The sequence below is a fragment of the Rothia sp. HMSC072E10 genome, assembly GCF_001813965.1.
GTDB lineage: Bacteria > Actinomycetota > Actinomycetes > Actinomycetales > Micrococcaceae > Rothia > Rothia mucilaginosa_A.
The window spans coordinates 402,717-419,950 of sequence record NZ_KV814491.1 but is presented as its reverse complement, the minus strand read 5'-3'; the positions used below and the strand labels follow the sequence as shown (position 1 = coordinate 419,950).

The 17,234-nt window shown below is 62.8% G+C and carries 16 protein-coding genes; 3 read left to right on the top strand and 13 right to left on the bottom strand.

Annotated features, from left to right (window positions below; genetic code table 11):
• Positions 1-104: 104 nt before the first annotated feature.
• Together HMPREF2944_RS07060 and HMPREF2944_RS07055 are read left to right on the top strand one after the other, a co-directional pair.
• Complete coding sequence (locus HMPREF2944_RS07060) at positions 105-1,313, top strand: amidohydrolase (protein ID WP_070681893.1); 1,209 nt, start codon at positions 105-107, stop codon at positions 1,311-1,313.
• A 135-nt stretch (positions 1,314-1,448) separates the two neighbouring features.
• Positions 1,449-2,186 carry a polyprenol monophosphomannose synthase gene (locus tag HMPREF2944_RS07055; protein WP_070681890.1) on the top strand — a complete coding sequence of 246 codons (738 nt, stop codon included), beginning with the start codon at positions 1,449-1,451 and terminating at the stop codon, positions 2,184-2,186.
• 205 nt (positions 2,187-2,391) lie between these two features.
• On the opposite strand, the gene HMPREF2944_RS07050 is transcribed toward HMPREF2944_RS07055, so the two are convergent.
• From HMPREF2944_RS07050 to HMPREF2944_RS07025, 6 genes are all read right to left on the bottom strand, one after another.
• Positions 2,392-2,730 carry an RNA polymerase-binding protein RbpA gene (locus HMPREF2944_RS07050; RefSeq protein WP_049334184.1) on the bottom strand — a complete coding sequence of 113 codons (339 nt, stop codon included), beginning with the start codon at positions 2,728-2,730 and terminating at the stop codon, positions 2,392-2,394.
• Positions 2,731-2,894: 164 nt separating this feature from the next.
• A complete protein-coding gene (locus HMPREF2944_RS07045) occupies positions 2,895-3,875 on the bottom strand; it encodes an SPFH domain-containing protein (protein WP_070681887.1) in 981 nt (326 codons plus the stop codon).
• A 79-nt stretch (positions 3,876-3,954) separates the two neighbouring features.
• Positions 3,955-4,404, bottom strand: coding sequence for an NfeD family protein (locus HMPREF2944_RS07040; RefSeq protein ID WP_049334182.1), 450 nt, complete (start codon positions 4,402-4,404; stop codon positions 3,955-3,957).
• Between the two features lie 622 nt (positions 4,405-5,026).
• A complete protein-coding gene (gene trpD, locus HMPREF2944_RS07035) occupies positions 5,027-6,100 on the bottom strand; it encodes an anthranilate phosphoribosyltransferase (protein WP_070681885.1) in 1,074 nt (357 codons plus the stop codon).
• A 114-nt stretch (positions 6,101-6,214) separates the two neighbouring features.
• Entirely contained in the window at positions 6,215-6,568 is a 354-nt protein-coding gene (locus tag HMPREF2944_RS07030) for a HesB/IscA family protein (RefSeq protein WP_070649410.1), read from the bottom strand.
• Positions 6,569-6,972: 404 nt separating this feature from the next.
• The gene (locus HMPREF2944_RS07025) at positions 6,973-8,367 is read right to left on the bottom strand and encodes a M20/M25/M40 family metallo-hydrolase (RefSeq protein ID WP_070681881.1); all 1,395 of its coding nucleotides are present in this window, start codon (positions 8,365-8,367) and stop codon (positions 6,973-6,975) included.
• A 136-nt stretch (positions 8,368-8,503) separates the two neighbouring features.
• Between HMPREF2944_RS07025 and HMPREF2944_RS07020 the strand changes: the two genes are divergently transcribed.
• A complete protein-coding gene (locus HMPREF2944_RS07020) occupies positions 8,504-9,163 on the top strand; it encodes a DUF3043 domain-containing protein (RefSeq protein WP_070681878.1) in 660 nt (219 codons plus the stop codon).
• A gap of 212 nt (positions 9,164-9,375) precedes the next feature.
• Here the strand turns inward: HMPREF2944_RS07020 and HMPREF2944_RS07015 are convergent, their stop codons facing one another.
• The 7 genes from HMPREF2944_RS07015 to HMPREF2944_RS06985 all read right to left on the bottom strand — a co-directional run bounded on the left by HMPREF2944_RS07015 (position 9,376) and on the right by HMPREF2944_RS06985 (position 16,860).
• The gene (locus tag HMPREF2944_RS07015) at positions 9,376-10,032 is read right to left on the bottom strand and encodes a DUF6318 family protein (protein ID WP_070681874.1); all 657 of its coding nucleotides are present in this window, start codon (positions 10,030-10,032) and stop codon (positions 9,376-9,378) included.
• 286 nt (positions 10,033-10,318) lie between these two features.
• On the bottom strand, positions 10,319-11,407 hold the full coding sequence (locus HMPREF2944_RS07010; protein WP_070649418.1) for a quinone-dependent dihydroorotate dehydrogenase: 1,089 nt from the start codon (positions 11,405-11,407) through the stop codon (positions 10,319-10,321).
• A 92-nt stretch (positions 11,408-11,499) separates the two neighbouring features.
• On the bottom strand, positions 11,500-12,288 hold the full coding sequence (locus tag HMPREF2944_RS07005; protein ID WP_070681871.1) for an isoprenyl transferase: 789 nt from the start codon (positions 12,286-12,288) through the stop codon (positions 11,500-11,502).
• 126 nt (positions 12,289-12,414) lie between these two features.
• Positions 12,415-13,242 carry a DNA repair protein RecO gene (gene recO / locus HMPREF2944_RS07000; RefSeq protein WP_070681868.1) on the bottom strand — a complete coding sequence of 276 codons (828 nt, stop codon included), beginning with the start codon at positions 13,240-13,242 and terminating at the stop codon, positions 12,415-12,417.
• A 216-nt stretch (positions 13,243-13,458) separates the two neighbouring features.
• Positions 13,459-13,737: a hypothetical protein gene (locus tag HMPREF2944_RS06995; protein WP_049334173.1), complete on the bottom strand. Its 279-nt coding sequence runs from the start codon at positions 13,735-13,737 to the stop codon at positions 13,459-13,461.
• A gap of 143 nt (positions 13,738-13,880) precedes the next feature.
• On the bottom strand, positions 13,881-14,840 hold the full coding sequence (locus tag HMPREF2944_RS06990) for an L-lactate dehydrogenase (protein WP_049343314.1): 960 nt from the start codon (positions 14,838-14,840) through the stop codon (positions 13,881-13,883).
• Between the two features lie 418 nt (positions 14,841-15,258).
• Positions 15,259-16,860, bottom strand: a complete 1,602-nt coding sequence (locus tag HMPREF2944_RS06985; protein ID WP_070681865.1) for an amidohydrolase — start codon at positions 16,858-16,860, stop codon at positions 15,259-15,261.
• Between the last annotated feature and the right edge of the window lie 374 nt (positions 16,861-17,234).

The following is a 17,234-nucleotide window of genomic DNA, read 5'->3' as shown; positions in this document are numbered from 1 at the left end:
TGCTTTTATACTCGGACTAGGGCCTGTTGGGGTGTTCCGCCGCGTTGGCGGATGCGCCCCGGGCCCGAGTTCCAGCGTTCCGCTCAATGGCGAAAGGATTAACAATGGCCACCCGTATTTTTGTGGACGGTAGCGTGTACAGCCCCGTCGACCCCTATGCCACGGCTCTTTTGACGGAGGACGGCGTCGTCCGCTGGGTTGGTTCTGATGCGGGTGCTCATTCGATTGCCGATGAGTCCACCGAGGTGGTGGAGCTCGACGGTGCCCTGCTGACTCCCGCTTTTGCTCGCGCCCTGGCGCCGGTGGGCGGTAAGGAGCCCGTCGAGATTCTCGAGTACCTGGATGTCTACCGCGCCGTGGGTTACCACACCCACACCCTGCTGGCTTCCATGGATGATGCGGCGGATCTGGTGTCGGCCCTGCGCCACAACATCGAGGAGCACGGCCCGGCGGATATCCGTCTGATTCTTGATGCTTCGGGCCCGCGGGTTGAGGGCCGTGAGCGGGCGGGCGTCGACCTTGAGGAGCTGGTGAGCGCAATTAAGGCGCTGCGTCCGCTGACCGAGGGCCCGCGCGCGTTGCCGGGTCTGTCGCTGACGGGTATCCACGTTCCCGCGGGGCTGGCGGAGCGCTACGCCCAGGTGGCTGAGGACGCCGCGCTGGTTCTGTCGATTGACGCTTCCGCAGGTTTTGCTACCGCCGCTGAGGCCGCCCTGTCGATTCGTGGGGAGCGTCCGTGGCTTCCGATTCGCCTGGACGCAGCGTACAGCACGGCTCAGGATCCCATTAGCGATGAGTGGTTGCAGAAACTGGCCGAGGGCCGCGTGCACCTGGGTTTGAGCGTGTGCGAGCCGGAGTCTGACGAGGACGAGGAGGCTGTGCAGGCGCTGGCCACGCTGGCCGCCGGGGGAGAGGGCCAGGAGTCGGTGGCTTCGGTTGCGCGCCGCGCGAACGCTGCGGGCACCTCGATTGCGTTGGGTTCCGATACCCAGCTGTTTGCGCCGGGTGCGTGGGCCCTGGTGCGCGCGCTGGTGAACGATGAGCACGGCGTGTCTGCACGTAGCGCGTTTGCGGCGCTGACCCGCGGCGTGTACCGTCTGGCGCATGAGGAGAACCCGTTTATGGGCCAGCTGGCGCCGGATACCCCGGCCTTCGTGACGCGTTGGCGTGTGGAGGCGCTGATGGTTCAGGCTCCGGATTCGCGCGTTGCCTCGTGGAGCACCGACCCTCGCGCCCGGATTCCGCTGCTTCCGGTCCTGGAGGACGACTCGCCCCTACCCGTTCTTGAGTCTATTTACACTGAAAGTAAATAATTTTTTCGGCTAGTCCACCACCTTTTACAGGAAATGAAATACCCAGATACCCCATTGCGTACCGTCGCTCACATAGTTAACCGGTATACTGGAAATCTACACTGCCCGTTTTATATGCACACGTGAGAGAGTATTATGCGCGTTCTGACTGTCATCCCGACGTATAACGAAAAGGAGAACCTACCGGTTGTGGTGGAGCGTCTTCGCAAGGCAGCTCCCGAGGTAGATATTCTCGTGGTGGATGATAACAGCCCCGACGGCACCGGCCAGATCGCTGACGAGCTCTCGGCCAAGGACCCTCAGATTCACGTTCTGCACCGCACCGTTAAGGACGGCCTGGGCGGCGCCTACCTGGCGGGCTTTGACTGGGGTCTGGAGGCAGGCTACGAGATTCTGATTGAGATGGACGCTGACTGCTCCCACCAGCCCGAGCAGCTGCCCTCCCTGGTGCGCGCCGTTGAGGCGGGCGCCGATCTGGCCATCGGTTCGCGTTACGTGCCGGGTGGCAAGACGAAGAATTGGCCGGCTCACCGCCAGATTCTCTCGCGCGGCGCTAACCTGTACACCCGTATGGTACTGGGCACCTCCATCAAGGACATCACCGCAGGTTTCCGCGCGTACCGCCGCGAGGCCCTGCAGCGTCTGAACCTTGAGGGTATTGACTCGAAGGGCTACGTGTTCCAGGTGGATTTGGCGTGGCGTTCTGAGCAGGCTGGACTGAAGATTGTCGAGGTGCCCATTACCTTCGTTGAGCGCGAGGTGGGCGCCTCGAAGATGGACGGCAACATCATCTTCGATTCGATGTCGAAGGTGACCCGCTGGGGCCTGAAGAGCCACGCGGAGAAGCTGAAGAAGGCCCTGGGCAAGAAGTAGTCCCGGGTCATAACCCAACCTCATATGAGGGGCCGGGTCGGATGCGCATTACGAGCATCCGCCCCGGCCCCTTTCTGTTGGAATCCTCTGAGAGCCCCTAACGCCTCTCGCACATGACGGGCAGGAAGGCATCCGGGGTACACAAAAGGGGCCTTTCGGCGGCTCACATGCCGCTGAAAGGCCCCCTAACGTATCTAGACGTTCCTTAGACCGCGAAGTGGTTGCGGTAGTACTCCAGGCGCTCCTCCAGAGTCTTCTCCAGCTCTTCAATGCTGCGACGCTCCATGAGCATGTCCCAGTGGGTACGTGCAGGCTTCTCATCCTCGGCGTTGGCGGTGGAATCACCGTTGACCAGGAAGGCCTCCTTGCCGGACTTTGCGGTCCAGACCGGGGGAATCTCTGCCTCGGCCGCGAAAGTCACGAAAACACGGTCACCGTCTGCGGTGCGGTACTCGACGCGCTGGCGGGGTGCCGGCTGCACGTTCGATTCGGTTTCCATCGACTGGGAACCCAGGCGCATACCGCGCAGGCTACGATCGCTCATTTTTCCTCCAGTGTCCGTCGTGTGCGCCGGGCGGCGCTTCAGGTATAACGTTGGGCGGGGGAGAGCTATTCCCTCGAACGTTTACAAAACATCCATTATATCGGTAATAGTCTCCGCCCGCCCACTGTGCAGGGGTTGAACCCTATGAATTTTTTAGGTGCCTGCTAGCCGTTGATGCCGTAGCTCTGACCCTCGGCCTTCGGGGCGGAGGACTTTGCGGGTGCATCCGCCAGGTTGGATGCGGGCAGGGTGCCGAACGCGTTACCCAGGCCTCGCAGTGCATCGCCGAGCTCGGTCGGGATGAACCAGAGCTTGTTGGCGTCGCCTTCGGCGAGCTTGGGCAGGGTCTGCAGGTACTGGTAGGTGAGAAGCTGCTGGCTGGGGTTGGCCTCGTGGATGGCGGCGAAGACCTTCTGCACGGCCTCGGCCTCACCGTTTGCGCGCAGGATGGCGGACTGTGCGTCGCCCTCTGCACGCAGAATCTGTGCCTGCTTTTCACCCTCAGCACGCAGGATGGCGGCGCGGGATTCACCCTCGGCGGTCAGAATGTCAGACTGCTTCTGGCCTTCTGCGGTGAGGATTGCTGCGCGGCGGTCACGCTCAGCGCGCATCTGCTTCTCCATGGAGTCCTGGATGGACACGGGAGGCTGAATTTCCTTGATATCCACGCGGGAGACGCGCAGGCCCCAGCGGCCGGTGGTGGAGTCGAGTACGCCTCGCAGCTCCGCGTTGATCTGGTCGCGGGAGGTGAGGGTCTGCTCCAAGTTCAGGCCGCCAACGACGTTACGCAGGGTTGCGCTGGTCAGCTCGTCCACGGCGCGAATGTAGTTGGTGATTTCGTAGGTTGCGGCCTGGGGGTCGGTGACCTGGAAGTACACGACGGTGTCGATGCCGACCACGAGGTTATCTTCGGTAATCACGGACTGCGAGGGGAAGGACACCACCTGTTCGCGCAGGTCGATGAGGGGCAGCACGCGGTCAACCACGGGGATGACGATGTGCAGGCCGGGCTTGAGAACGGCGCGGAACTTACCCAGTCGTTCGACGATGCCGGCTCGTCCCTGCGGGATGACGCGCACGGTCTTGGCGAGCATCGTCAGCACGAAGATGATGAGTAGGACCGTCAGAATAAGGCTGATAGGCATTATTTCTCCTTATCGGTGTGTTATATGGCGTGTTTTTGGGTATCTGAATCTGCTTCTAGAGCCGGTATTCAGGTGGGTATTAGCTGTGGGGGAGAGGCTCTACGATTGCGGTGGCACCATCAATGGACCTGACCTTCGCGAGGCTTCCCGCGGGGAGCGTTCCGGATACGGTACGCGCCGTCCATGTATCGCCGGCCAGTACAACCAAACCGCTTTCACTAGTCACATCTTGAGTGATGCGCACCTCAGACCCGATGAGTGCCTCGACATTGGTGGCGGTGTTACCGGCCGACCGGTTGAGCTTCTTGAGCAGCGGCGGGCGCAGGCCAAGAACCAGAATCAGGCAGATCACTACGAAAATAACGGTTCGGATGAGCATGTTATCCACGAAGGGCGATATTGCCGCGGTAATGCCTGCACTGATCGCCAGCATGAGAAAGAACAGGTCGAGGCTGAGCATCTCAATAACGGCGAAGGCGAGGGCGAGAACAACCCAGAGCGTCCAGGGTGTCTCGAAGAGCCAATCCATGTTTCCTCCTTCGGAGTTTCGGAATGTGTGCCGCGCGGGTGTGAACTCAACACGTCTCGGACGTACCGGGTTCTGAGTCATCAATGTCTCGGCGGCTTACGCCCATTATGTCAGGTGGGGCGCCTGCGGGGATGGGTTATGACGGAAAATGCGGGTGAATACATCGAGTGTTAAGACGGCGTTCAACAAGGCAGAATCGAGTATTCATCAATCTCCCTAAAAAGCCGATAATATACATTATGTAAAGTAGACCTATTTTTCACTACCCCACCGGATGCTCACCGGTGCTTTCTACGCTCTGGCTGGCACGCTCTGACCGATGCAAATTGAGCCCGTGCTCCTCGTGGTGCGACTACGCTGTTCTCGTCCACTGCTCTGAACTCCGCGCGCTTCAGCTTCCTCAATCCGCAGCAGCTATGCGTTCGAACGCCTGACCGTTCACGCCCTGCGGCGCATCCCGGTAAACGACAGGCACCCGAGACCCCGCACCCTTCGGTGCACTCTGTTCGTCTCGAGTGCCTGTCTTTGATTTTCTAGGCCTTTCGGCTTCCAGAGCTCCTAGCCCTTCTCAGCTCGGCTTCTAAAATCAGCCCCGAGGCTCTCGCCTCTGGCTACTAATTCCCTAGTCCTCCGCGTGCTTTTCGCTGAACTCTACCCAGGCGTTGAGCACTCGCTCCGCTGCACCGGATGCAATGGACTCGCGCGCATCGGCCAGGGCCTGAGTGAAGCGCGTCTCAAAGCTCTCGCCGTTGGTCGGGCGGTAGGCCACCAGGCCTGCGGCCGCGTTGATGAGCACGGCGTCGTGAATGGCGCGCAGCGGGCTCTTCGGGGACTCCCCCTCCCCCGCCAAAATGGCACGGAACACACCCGCGTTGTACTCGGCGTCGCCGCCTCGCAGCTGCTCCAGCGGTGCGTTCTGCAGGCCGTACTCGGTCGGGTCAAAACGGTACTCGGTCAGTTTGCCGTCTACAGCCTCCCACAGGCGGCTCGTGGTGGCGATGGTCAGCTCGTCCAGGCCGTCGTCTCCGCGGAAAATCAGGGCGTGATCGCCGCGCTCGGCGAAGACGTGAGCCATCTTCTCAGCCATGACCGGGTTTGCCACGCCAATTGCCGAGGACTTCACGCGGGCCGGGTTGGTCATGGGGCCCAGGTAGTTGAACGCGGTCGGAATACCCAGCAGGCGGCGGGTCGGGCCCACGTGGCGCATGGCCGGGTGGAAGGTCATGGCAAACAGGAACGTGATGCCGGTCTCGCGAGCGCACTCGGCGACGGCGGGAATGGGCATGTCGAGGCGGATTCCGAGGGCTTCGAGGACGTCTGCGGAGCCGGATTTGGAGGTGGAGGCGCGGTTGCCGTGCTTGACGACGGTTGCACCGGCTCCTGCGATGACGAGGGCGGCCATGGTGGAGATGTTGACGGTGTTTTGCTGGTCGCCGCCGGTGCCGACGATGTCTACGGCGTGGGGGTCGATGTCGACGGTCTCGGCTTTGGCGATCATGCCGGCTGCGAGAGCGCCGAGCTCTTCGGGGGTTTCGCCCTTGGAGTGTAGTGCGGTGAGGAAGGACGCGAGGATCGGCTGTTCGGTTTGGCCGGTCATGATTTGGTCCATGGCCCAGGCGACTTCGGTGTCGCTGAGGTTCTGGTGCTTAACCAGTTGGTTGAGGATGTATTTCCAGGTGATTTCGTGCGTAGTCATGTTTTAAGTGTAAAACCCCCGTCGCGTATCTGCACGGTTGGGTGCAGTATGCGAGACGGGGGTTTACTAGGCGTGATGTACCTTGGTGGTGCTTAGCGCCGGGGTGTCTTCGGTTTAGTGGAAGGAGTCACCGCATGCGCAGGAGCCTGCTGCGTTGGGGTTGTCGATGGAGAAGCCCTGCTTTTCGATGGTGTCTTCGAAGTCGATGGTGGAGCCGTCGAGGTAGGGTGCGCTCATCTTATCGACGATGACCTCTACGCCGTCGAAGTCGCGGACTGCGTCGCCGTCGAGGACGCGCTCGTCGAAGTAGAGCTGGTAGATGAGGCCGGAGCAGCCGCCGGGCTGGACGGCGATGCGCAGGCGCAGGTCGGTGCGGCCTTCCTGTTCGAGGAGTGCGCGGACCTTGGCCTGTGCGACTTCGGTGAGGGTGACGCCGTGGGTGGGCAGTTCGGTGGTGGTTTCACTCATGAGTGTTGTCCTTTGTTGTGTTGGTTGCCCGTGTTGGCCGTGTGCGGTGTTTCGGGTGTTTTAGCCTTCACGATACGCGCCGGGGTGAGTTCTTCACAACCTGGGTTGTGTGTAGTTCGCCGGGGGCGTGAGCGTTTGCGCGTGGGCTTTCACGGTAATTCTGCTTCTAGGATACCGAATTTACGGTGGGGGTGGATGTGTTCGGGGACTCATTGGTGGGCCTGCTGGCCGGTTCCCTACCGCGACACCCCGCCTCTGTATCGCAATTGCAGTATCGCGACCGTTGCGGGGGCGCTACTCCCCCGCTTCGGTATCTCGCCGCGGTATTCCGCATTGCCGCGGCGCGCCGGTGGGCCGGTTGGTGTCCGGCGCGCCGCGGTGCTTTGGAGACGCTTCTTCAGCGCCTAGCGGGTGCCGAGTGCGCTGAGTAGCAGTGCCTCCGCCAGGATTGCGTTCTTGAAGTCCGGGATGTACAGGGACTCGTTGGCGCTGTGGGCGCGGGTGTCGGGGTCTTCCACACCGGTGACCAGAATCTGTGCCTGCGGGAAGGTCTGCTTCAGGTCGGCGATGAACGGAATGGAGCCGCCCATGCCGGTCTGTACGGGTTCCAGGTCCCAGGCGGCGCGCATGGCGTCCAGGGCGGTCTGCGCACCGTCTGCGTCCACCTCGGTCGAGAAGGGCATGCCGGAATCCACGGCGGTGTAGCTGACCTCGGCGCCGTGGGGGGCGTGGGCCTTGATGTGCTCGGCGAGCGCGCGGTGTGCGTTTTCGGGGGTGTCGCCGGGTGCGAGACGGGTGCTGATGCGTGCTCGGGAGAGGACTGCCAGGGTGTTGGAGGAGGTTGCGATGGAGGGGATGTCCATGCCGATGACGGAGATGGCCGGCTGGGTCCACAGGCGGGAGGCGACGGTTCCGGTGCCTGCGAGGGGTACGGAGTCGAGGATTCCGGAGTCGTTGCGGAAGTCTGCTTCGGCGTATTCGAGTTCGGGTTCGGGGGCTCGGTGTAGGCCTTCGACGGCTACGGCGCCGGTGGCGTCGTGCAGGGTTGCGAGGAGCTGTGCCATGAGGGTGTGTGCGTCGAGCATGGGGCCGCCGAACATACCGGAGTGGATGGCGTGGCTGCCGACGCGTACTTCGATGTCGCCGGATGCGACGCCGCGCAGGCTGGTGGTGAGTGCGGGTACGCCGGCGCGCCAGTTGGCGGAGTCTGCGACGATGATGTAGTCGGCGGATAGTTCGTCGCGGTAGGTGTTGAGGAAGGAGACGAAGGAGGGTGAGCCTGCTTCTTCTTCGCCTTCGATGAAGAGCTTCACGCCGAGTTTGAAGTCATCGCCGAGGGTTTCGTTGATGGCTGCGAGCGCGGCGAGGTGTACGAGGATGCCTGCTTTGTCGTCTGCTGCGCCGCGGCCGTAGAGGCGGTCGCCCTTGTGGGTGGCGACGAAGGGTTCGGTGTTCCAGAGGTCGAGGTTGCCGGCGGGCTGTACGTCGTGGTGGGCGTAGAGCAGGATGGTGGGGTAGCCTTCGGCGGCGGGTCGCTGGGCGATGACGGCGGGCATGCCCTGCTTTTCGGTGCCGTCGGCGGTGGTGTAGGTGGCGCGTTCGATGCGTGCGTTGTCGAAGCCTGCCTTGCGGGCGAGTGCGGCGACTGCTTCTGCGCTGCGGTCGACCTGGGTGAGGTCGTGGGATTCCCAGGCGATGGAGGGAATGGCGACGAGGTCGGTGAGGGTTTGTAGGGTGGCTTCGAATCGTTCGTTGATTGCGTCGTTGAGGGCGCTGTGGTGGGTGAATTCAGTAGTCATGTTTCTACCTTACATCGCGGGGTGTGGGGGTGTGTTATTCGGGGTCTTGCGGTGGGGTGGGGCTGTGGTGTTTCAGGCTCTGACGTGGTTTTGTTGTGGAGGGGGTGTATCTGTGTGTGTCGGGTATGATGGGAGGGTGTTTGGTCGTAAGAATAAGAAGGCTGAGACTGAAGCTGCTCAGCCGCAGGTTGTAGAGGAGCCGCAGGCTCCGGTTGATCCGAAGTTTACCCCGAAGAAGGGCCGTCCGACTCCTTCGCGTAAGGAGCGGGAGGCGGCTCGTCATAGGCCTCTGGTGGGCGGCGGTGATCGTGCGCTTGCGAATGATCGTGAGGCGCGCGCTGAGCTTCGTCGTCGTGAGCGTGAGGATAACGCTAAGCTTCGTGCTCGTCAGAATGAGGCGTTGCGTGGCGGTGATCAGCGTTTCTTGCCTCTTGTGGATCAGGGTCCGCAGCGTCGTTACATCCGTGATTACGTGGATGCGCGCCGTAACCTGGGCGATTTCATGCTGATTGTTCTGTTGGTTCTGCTGGTTGGCGGCTGGATCGGTCAGGGTGTTTCGGGTTCGTCCGAGGTTGGCGTTTCGATTTATTACGGTTCTGTGTACGCGATGTATGCCGCGATGCTGCTGTGGGTGATTGATTATTTCATTCTGTGGCGTGGCCTGAAGAAGAAGCTGATTGCTAAATTTGGCGAGGTTCAGCGCGGTGGTGGTATGTACACCTTTAACCGTGTGATGATGGTTCGTCGTTGGCGCCGTCCGGTTCCGATGGTGAAGTACGGCGAGTACCCGCACTAAGTCGTTAAGTGCCTTATAGGCGCTTGGGGAGAGGTCCTGAGTATTCTCGGGCCTCTCCCCTATTTTTGTGCCCGCTAAACTCTCCTTACCCTCTTACGTTCTGGGCCTTTTACGCGAGAAGCCACATGTGTTTCGAGAAGCTACTTCTTTGGTGGCTTTTCGAAACGTATGTGGCTTCTGGACGTATATGTCGTGGCTGGATACCGGTACGACTAGGCTTCGATTCGGGAGTAGAGGATCTGCCACCTGCCGTCACGGTGTTCGAGGGCGAACGTGTAGATTTCTTCTTCCTTGTCGCTGTTCCAGGTTTCTTGGCGGCCGTCGGGTTCTACCTCGGTGTGTTTGTCCCATTCGTGGTTGGTTTCCAGGTAGTAGCTTTGATGGTCGTCGGTCCTGGGTATGCCGGCGGGTTTGAAGTATTCGATGCCGTCGATGACCCATCCGCCGCGCTGGTAGAGCGCTTCTATTTCCCGGTAGATTTTGAGTTCTCCGTCGTTTGAGGTGGAGAGGAATTCGCGGGCTTTGCTGTAGTCACCGGTTTGGACGCCGTAGTTAATCCATTGGTTCCAGGCGTCCATGGTTTTGAGGAGGCCGTCGGGGGTCTTTGCGCGGTAGCCGTCTTCGGGGGCGTTGGGTTTGGGGACGTTCTGGGCGGGGCCTTTGGCATCTGCCTTGCGGTATTCGCCGCTACCGGTGTTGTTGCTGGCGCTACGGCTCGAGCTGCTGTTGGTGGCAGGCTTGCCGGAGGCGGTGGATCCGTCTCCTGCAGTTGTGATGTCGTGCGGCACGCAGGCGGCGAGTAGGGTGCTGAGGCTGATGAGTGTGCCTCCGGTCAGCATTGAGCGGCGGTTCAGCGCGTTGGGGGTCATGGGTGGTCCTCCACATCGTTGTAGTGCATGATTTCCCGTCTACCTCCATTATGCGGGGGTGCGCGCCTAGAACCCGTTATTGGTCTATTCCCATCGTCCGGTTGTTGCCCGGTTGTTGTCCGGCGGTGGTCCGTCCGATTACGCGAGCTGTTTGCCCGCGCAGAAACGCAAAAGGGGCACCGCATCCACCCCCCTACGGGTAGAGAACGGTGCCCCCTTTCAGCACGCCAAGTCAACACGCCATGTCAGCGCGCCGGGAAGCATAACGCTCCCGCCTGCAAACCTTCTAGCGGCGAGCGCGGCGCAGCTTCACCAGGCCGCGGTTAATGTGTGCCGCCCAGAGCGGGCCCTCGTACAGGAAGGCGGTGTAGCCCTGTACCAGGTCGGCGCCAGCGTCCAGGCGTTCCTGCACGTCCTCGGCGGTGGTCACGCCGCCGACGGAGATGATGGCGAGGTCGTCGCCGATTTCGCGCTTGAGCAGGCGCAGCACCTCGAGGGAGCGGGGCTTCAGCGGCGCGCCGGAGAGGCCGCCGGCACCGATTTCCTTGACCTTGGTCATATCGCTGGTCAGGCCCAGGCCTTCGCGGGCGATGGTGGTGTTGGTGGCGATGATGCCGTCCAGCTTCAGCTCCTTGGCCAGGGCCGCCACCTCGATGATGTCCTCGTCGACCAGGTCGGGTGCGATCTTAACGGTGAGGGGTACGTGGCGGTTGGGGCTGACGCGGTCTGCCTCCTCGCGCACGGCGGTGAGCAGCGGGCGCAGGGATTCGATGGCCTGCAGGGTGCGCAGGCCGGGGGTATTCGGGGAGGAGACGTTGACGACCAGGTAGTCTGCCTGCGGTGCCAGGGTGCGGGTGGAGATCAGGTAGTCGTCGATGGCGTTCTCGAGTTCCACGATCTTGGTCTTGCCGATGTTCACGCCGATGATGGGGCGTACGACGCCGCGGTATTCGGTTTCGAGGTCTGCGCGGGCGGCGGCTACGCGCGGGCCTGCCGCTGCGGCACCGTCGTTGTTGAAGCCCATGCGGTTGATGACGGCCTTGTCTTCGACGAGGCGGAAGAGGCGCGGCTGCGGGTTGCCGGGCTGCGCCTGGCCGGTGATGGTGCCGATCTCAACGTGGCCGAAGCCAATACCAGCCAGCGCGGCAATGCCCTTGCCGCCCTTGTCGAAGCCCGCGGCCAGGCCGAACGGCGAGGGGAAAGTAATGCCCATGACGGTGGTTGCCAGTTCGGGTGCGGGCTGGAAGTACTTGCGCAGCGCGCGGGTGATGCCGACGTTGCGCAGGGTCTGCACGCCCCAGAAGCCGATGTGGTGTGCCTTCTCGGGGTCCATGCCCTTGAAGAAGATGTTGAAGAAGGTCGGGTAGATGCGCATTTGTTCTCCCTAGTGTTGGAGGTGTGGGTGGTTTGTGGGCGGCGAACCGGGTCGTCGCGTTGGGGCGCTAACGCCTGGGCTTAGTGGTCGGCCTACTCGGTGGCGATGGCGTCGACTGCGCCCCCGTAGCGGCGGTCGCGGCGCGCGTACTCTTCGACGGCTTCCCAGAGGGTGCGGCGGTCGACGTCGGGCCAGAGCACGTTCATGAAGACGAACTCGGCGTAGGCGCTCTGCCAGAGCAGGAAGTTTGAGATGCGCTGCTCACCGGAGGAACGCAGGAACAGGTCAACATCCGGCAGGTCGGGTTCGTCCAGGTACTTTTGGATGGTCTTTTCGGTGATGCTGCCGGGCTTGAGCTTGCCCGCGGCTGCGTCTGCCGCGATGGCTGCGGCCGCGTCGGCGATTTCTGCGCGGCCGCCGTAGTTCACGCACATGGTGAGGGTGCAGACGGTGTTGTCGATGGTTTCGCGCTCGCAGAGCTCGAGCTCTTCGATGACGCTCTTCCACAGCTTGGGTCGGCGACCGGCCCAGCGGATGCGTACACCCCAGGTCTTGAGGGTTGCCAGCTGGCGCTGCAGCACCTCGGTGGAGAAACGCATGATGAACGCAACCTCGCTGGGCGAGCGCTTCCAGTTTTCGGTGGAGAAGGCGTAGGCGGTCACGTAGGGGATGCCCATTTCGATGGCGCCCGCGACGACGTCCAGCAGTGCCGCCTCGCCGGCGCGGTGACCTTCGGTGCGGGGCAGGCCGCGTTCGTTGGCCCAGCGTCCGTTACCGTCCATGACGACGGCGACGTGCTGCGGAATGAACTTCTTCGGAATCGGCGGCGGGGTTGCCCCGGTGGGATGCGGGGGCGGGGGTACGGGCTGGGTGCGTGCCATGTGTGCCTTTCTTCCCTGGCGGGTTCTCCCCCGGGGTCGTTTGCCTAGATATGCGCCAGATATAAACCTGGCGTGCTGTTAGCTATTTTACCGTGGCACGGCGCGCATGGGCGGGCGCTTCGGGGTTTATTTTGCGGGGGTTTCCGCCTCAAGCGCCCCGAGGGTTTTGAGAGGGTGCTCCAACAGATTTTGGGTGGTGGCGAGGTAGAGTTTGAGGATTTTATCGGCGGTTCCGCGGGGTGCGGCGTCGATGGTTTCCCAGGCGCTCGGGTTGGGGCTGGCGGCGGCGAGCGCGTAGGCCAGGTCTTCGGCCGTGAGAGCGGTGAGGGGCGCATCGGTGGCGGGGGCGCACTTCGGGCAGAGGACGGTGTACTGGCCGTAGGTGTGGGCGGTGTGGAAGGCGAGATATCGGCCCGGGGCTTCCGCCGTGCCCTCCCGAGCCGTGGCTTCGGGTGTGAGTGGGGTGCCGCATCGGGTGCATCGTTCGCCGATGAGGGGCCAGCCGGAGCGGTCCATGGCGCGGGCCAGGTAGCGGGTGAGCACGCGCTGGGGGGTGTGCTGCGCGTGGGCTAGGGTTGCGAATGCCCCGTGGGTGAGCGTGTACAGTTCGGTGGTTCCGGCGCTGTTTTGGGTGAGGTCTTCGGCGAGTTCGGCGATGGTGGAGGCGCAGGTGTACGCGGCGTAGTCGGCCATGATGGGGCCGGTGTAGGCGTGCAGGGTTGCGGCCTGGGTGATGGTGTGCAGGTTGGTGCGGCCGCGGCTGAAGGAAAGGTCGGTGTGCATGAACGGTTCGAGTCGTCCGCCGAACTTGGAGGTGGGTTTGCGCACGGCCTTGGCGACGGCGTGGGTGATTCCGCCGTCGCGGGTGAGCATGATGATGATGCGGTCGGTTTCGCCGAGTTTTTGAGTGCGGAGGATGAGGGCGGCATCGCGCCAGGTGCGGGGTTCGCTCACGGGCGTCTCCGTTCTCGAGAGTTGTTCGCTGGCTGTCGTTCTGCGGGTTCTGACGGGTGCGCGGTGGTTCCCCCGCGGGGTGCGTGCAACATCTGCGGCTGCGGTATCTGCGGTGTTCGTCGCGCCGCATGCGGGTGCACCGGGTACGGTTCGACCCCTGCCGCATCACCCCGCGTGGGGGTGGCGATCAGGGGTCGGAACGTATGGTGAGGTGTATTAGTCCTCGTACTCGATATCGTCGTCGTCGATATCGTCTTCGTCGTCGAGGATTTCCTCGAGATCGTCTTCCTCGTCATCACCGTACACGCTCAGGGGGGTGACCTCTTCGTAGGCCTCGAAGAGGGCGTCTTCGTAAGCCTCGAAGGCGTTGGCAATTTCTACGTAGGCCTCATCGATGGCGGGGTCGTGCTCGCCGTTGCGTTCAATCACGGCGGACAGGTGGGCCTCCAGCGCGTCGAGGAGGCGGGTGAGTTCAGTGCGAGGATCAGTGCTCATGCTCTTTATTCTACTACCTACGGGAGCGTGGCGTGTTTTCGCCCGTCATACGTTACGACCCATAGACTGAGCCCGCCGCATCCGGTCATGTACTGTGACGGATGCGGCGGGCTCTCATGGGGCGCTGGCCCCGGGTCTAGCTGTTAGAAGCCCAGCGATGCGGCCGAGGCGCGGATTGCCTCAGCGGATGCCTTCAGCTGTGCCATCTCAGCCTCGTTCATGGGAACCGGCAGAACGCGCTGGATACCCTCTCGGTTGACGATGGTGGGCAGGGACAGTGCAACGTCCTTGAAGCCGTAGAGCTCGCCTGCGATGGTGGTGGAGACCGGCAGCACTGCGTTCTGGCCGCCAAGGAATGCCTCGGCGATACGTGCACCGGAGATACCGATGGCGTAGTTGGTGGAGCCCTTACCCTCGATAACCTTGTAGGCTGCGCGCATAGCCTCGGTGGCCAGCTCGGTGCGGACCTCTTCGGTGAAGAGCTGCTTGCCGTCCTGCTCCCACTCGGTCAGGGGGACCATGCCGATGTTGGCTGCGGACCAGACGGGGAACTCGGAGTCGCCGTGCTCACCAACGACGTTCGCGTGAACGCTCTTGATGGAGACGCCGGCCTTGTTTGCGATCAGCCAGCGCAGACGGGAGGAGTCGAGCACGGTACCGGAGGAGAGCACGCGGTTGGCGGGCAGGCCGGTAATCTTCTGGGCCACGACGGTCAGCACGTCGCAGGGGTTGGTGACGAGCATGATGATGGCGTTGGGGGCCACGGAAAGCACGTTCGGCAGCAGCTTCTCGAGGATAGCAACGTTTGCACCGGCCAGTTCGAGGCGGGGCTGGCCCGGCTTCTGGCGGGCACCTGCGGTGATGATAATCATGTCGCAATCGCGCAGCAGCTCGATATCGTCGCCGCCGGTGACGGTTGCCTCGTGAGCGAACATTGCGCCGTGGGCGATGTCGAGTGCCTCTGCGTGAGCGCGCTTGCCGTCGATGTCGTACAGGACGATTTCATCGGCGGAACCGCGAACCATTGCTGCGTATGCGGTTGCGCTACCGACGCCGCCTGCACCGATGACGCCGAGCTTGGTGGGGGTGTTGACACCGTTCATTGCTGTATGCCCTCTTTCGTGAGAGTTATCTGTGCTGTGCGAGTGTTTTCTCGCGGGATGGCGAAGCGGGGTGTGTGCCTCGGGGTTCTGTTGCACCGCGCACAGTGCGGGGTGCACGTGTGGCCGAGGTGAGGTGTTTCCCGGTGCCTCGCTTCGTTATGTTCTATTATGCCGAAGAATTTGCGTTTTGTGTGGGGTTAATTTGTCTTCTCTGATGGGTCATGGTGACTTTATGAGCGTGCGGGGATGTTTTTCGCTCATAAAACCAAATAATGCGGTTCTGACCTTTTGAGCAATCTCACATCTGCCGGTTGGGTCACTTGGGTATCTTGCCCCCGAGCGGTGCGAGCGCGAACCCCGACAAACCCGCGGGGGCCGGAAACCCCAATACGGCCCCGAAGACCACGGCACGCGACTACTACCCGGCGAAGTAGCCCTCCACATCCACGGCGCCGCCGGCCTCCTCAAAATGGGTGCGCACCGCGCGGGCCAGCTCGTCGTCCACCAGGTAATCCACCGCCACAAACGCCAGGCCGAAGGCGGCATCCAGTGCGCCGGCCACAGCCTCGGGGGTGTTGGCCGCGAGCGCGAACTGCTCGGTGTGCATGCCGGTGCCTTCCGGCGCGATGCCGATGAGCGGGTGAATACCGGGCACGCGCAGGCTCACGTTACCGAAATCCGTGGAGGCCGCCAGGGTATCGCTCACGGTCCCGGGCGGGTACGGGTGCCGACCCACGGCACGTTGGGAGGCCACCCACCGCTTCAGTAGCGGCCCGTTGGTGCGCACGGGCATGGTCATGGGCGAGCCATCCCAGGTCACCTCAGCGGAAACCCCGGCCATGAGGGCGGCACCGCGCAGTACCTCCTCCACGCGGCGCGAGAGCGCTCGCAGGGTGGGGGCGTGCTTGGAGCGGATATTAATGTGTAGGCTCGCGGTGGCGGGAATCAGGTTCGGTGCTTCTCCCCCGCGGTCAATAATCGCGTGGATGCGGTCGGACCCGGGAATCTGCTGGCGCAGCAGGCCGAGCCCCTGGTAGGCGAGGCTGGCCGCATCCAGCGCGTTGCGTCCCATGAAGGGATGCGAGGAGGCGTGCGCACTCACGCCGGTGTAGGTGACGCGACATTCGCGGCGGCCCAGCCACGCCTGGTCCGCCACGTCCATGAAGTAGGGGTGCACCATGATTGCGGCATCCACAGAGTCGAAGGCGCCGGCGCGGGCCATGAGCTCCTTGCCGGCTTCGGACTCCTCGGCGGGAGTGCCGTAGTAGAGTACCCGCCCGCTGAAGGCATCCGGGGTAGCCGCGAGCGCATCCGCCAGGGCGAGGAACGCTCCGAGGCCGGCGGTGGCGATAACATTGTGGCCGCAGCCGTGCCCGATGCCCGGTAGCGCGTCGTACTCGGAGAGGATCGCGATGGTGCGGTGCTTTTCGGGGTCGTAGTCGGCGCTGGTCAGCTCGACCGCGAAGGCGGTGTCGATTCCGAAGGCGGGGTGGGTGACGGTGAGGTCCGGGTGCGCGGTGCGCACTGCCTCGACGAGCGTGGATGAGGCGAAGCGCTCGCGGTAGGCGGTTTCGGGATGCGCGTGGATCGCCCGAAGAATTTCGGTGAGATCGCTGGCGCGGTTGGCGATGGAGTCCGCGAGGGCACGGCGGGTATCGTCCAGGCCGCAGTCGTGGTCGAGGCGATGACCGAAAGGTTTGCCGTGGCGATTGCTCGGGCGTTTCTTGGGGCGCGGGCCGGGCAGAGAGCCTCCGCCGTCGGGTTCTCCGTGGTGACCAGCGGGGTGACCGGCGTGGTGTTTGCCTCTGCCGATGCGGCGGTCGGTGGCGTTCTTGCGCTGTTGCGTCTCGTAAGCGAGCACCTCGGCGTACTCGCTGCCGCGCTGACGGTCGGCATCCGGTGCGGCGTAGCGGTGCACGGTGGGGGCTGGCTGTTCGGGGCGAGAGGGTTCCGCTCCAAGCGTAGTTTTTGCCTCGGGTGCAGCGGGATTTTCGGGAGTGCTTGCGGGGTTCGTGCTCATGGACTCTACGCTACCGTGCGCGCATCACCTACGCTAGCCAACCCGCACATGAAGGGTCGAAGTAACCCTATTCGGTAGGTCAAGATAACTTTATGAAGAAATGTGCGTCACATAAAAGATTTTTTGTATGTCGCCTAGTTTTCTGCGCTTCACAGGAGTAGCGTTAAGCAGTGAGAGCGGTAATCCTACCGTCCTCCTACAACCGGCGTCGCGATGAGCATGTCGGCAGGAAAGTTCACTATCTCGGTGAACGCATCCGCAGGTTGTCCCCTTTTCGACCTCGCGAGCGCGCACCGTCATTCTACCGCTCACCACGGCAGAACCCGATGGTAACTACCTGGCAGATGCACACCGCCGTGAGACGCCACAACCAC

Bases quoted from the DNA above. Each gene is read 5' to 3' on its own strand.
- HMPREF2944_RS06990 (WP_049343314.1), bottom strand. From the start codon at position 14,840: ATGAACGGTGTCAACACCCCCACCAAGCTCGGCGTCATCGGTGCAGGC.
- HMPREF2944_RS07025 (WP_070681881.1), bottom strand. From the start codon at position 8,367: ATGACTACTGAATTCACCCACCACAGCGCCCTCAACGACGCAATCAAC.
- HMPREF2944_RS06995 (WP_049334173.1), bottom strand. From the start codon at position 13,737: ATGAGCACTGATCCTCGCACTGAACTCACCCGCCTCCTCGACGCGCTG.
- trpD (WP_070681885.1), bottom strand. From the start codon at position 6,100: ATGACTACGCACGAAATCACCTGGAAATACATCCTCAACCAACTGGTT.
- HMPREF2944_RS06985 (WP_070681865.1), bottom strand. From the start codon at position 16,860: ATGAGCACGAACCCCGCAAGCACTCCCGAAAATCCCGCTGCACCCGAG.
- HMPREF2944_RS07030 (WP_070649410.1), bottom strand. From the start codon at position 6,568: ATGAGTGAAACCACCACCGAACTGCCCACCCACGGCGTCACCCTCACC.
- HMPREF2944_RS07045 (WP_070681887.1), bottom strand. From the start codon at position 3,875: ATGCCTATCAGCCTTATTCTGACGGTCCTACTCATCATCTTCGTGCTG.
- HMPREF2944_RS07010 (WP_070649418.1), bottom strand. From the start codon at position 11,407: ATGCGCATCTACCCGACCTTCTTCAACATCTTCTTCAAGGGCATGGAC.
- HMPREF2944_RS07015 (WP_070681874.1), bottom strand. From the start codon at position 10,032: ATGACCCCCAACGCGCTGAACCGCCGCTCAATGCTGACCGGAGGCACA.
- HMPREF2944_RS07050 (WP_049334184.1), bottom strand. From the start codon at position 2,730: ATGAGCGATCGTAGCCTGCGCGGTATGCGCCTGGGTTCCCAGTCGATG.
- HMPREF2944_RS07055 (WP_070681890.1), top strand. From the start codon at position 1,449: ATGCGCGTTCTGACTGTCATCCCGACGTATAACGAAAAGGAGAACCTA.
- HMPREF2944_RS07040 (WP_049334182.1), bottom strand. From the start codon at position 4,404: ATGGATTGGCTCTTCGAGACACCCTGGACGCTCTGGGTTGTTCTCGCC.
- HMPREF2944_RS07060 (WP_070681893.1), top strand. From the start codon at position 105: ATGGCCACCCGTATTTTTGTGGACGGTAGCGTGTACAGCCCCGTCGAC.
- HMPREF2944_RS07005 (WP_070681871.1), bottom strand. From the start codon at position 12,288: ATGGCACGCACCCAGCCCGTACCCCCGCCCCCGCATCCCACCGGGGCA.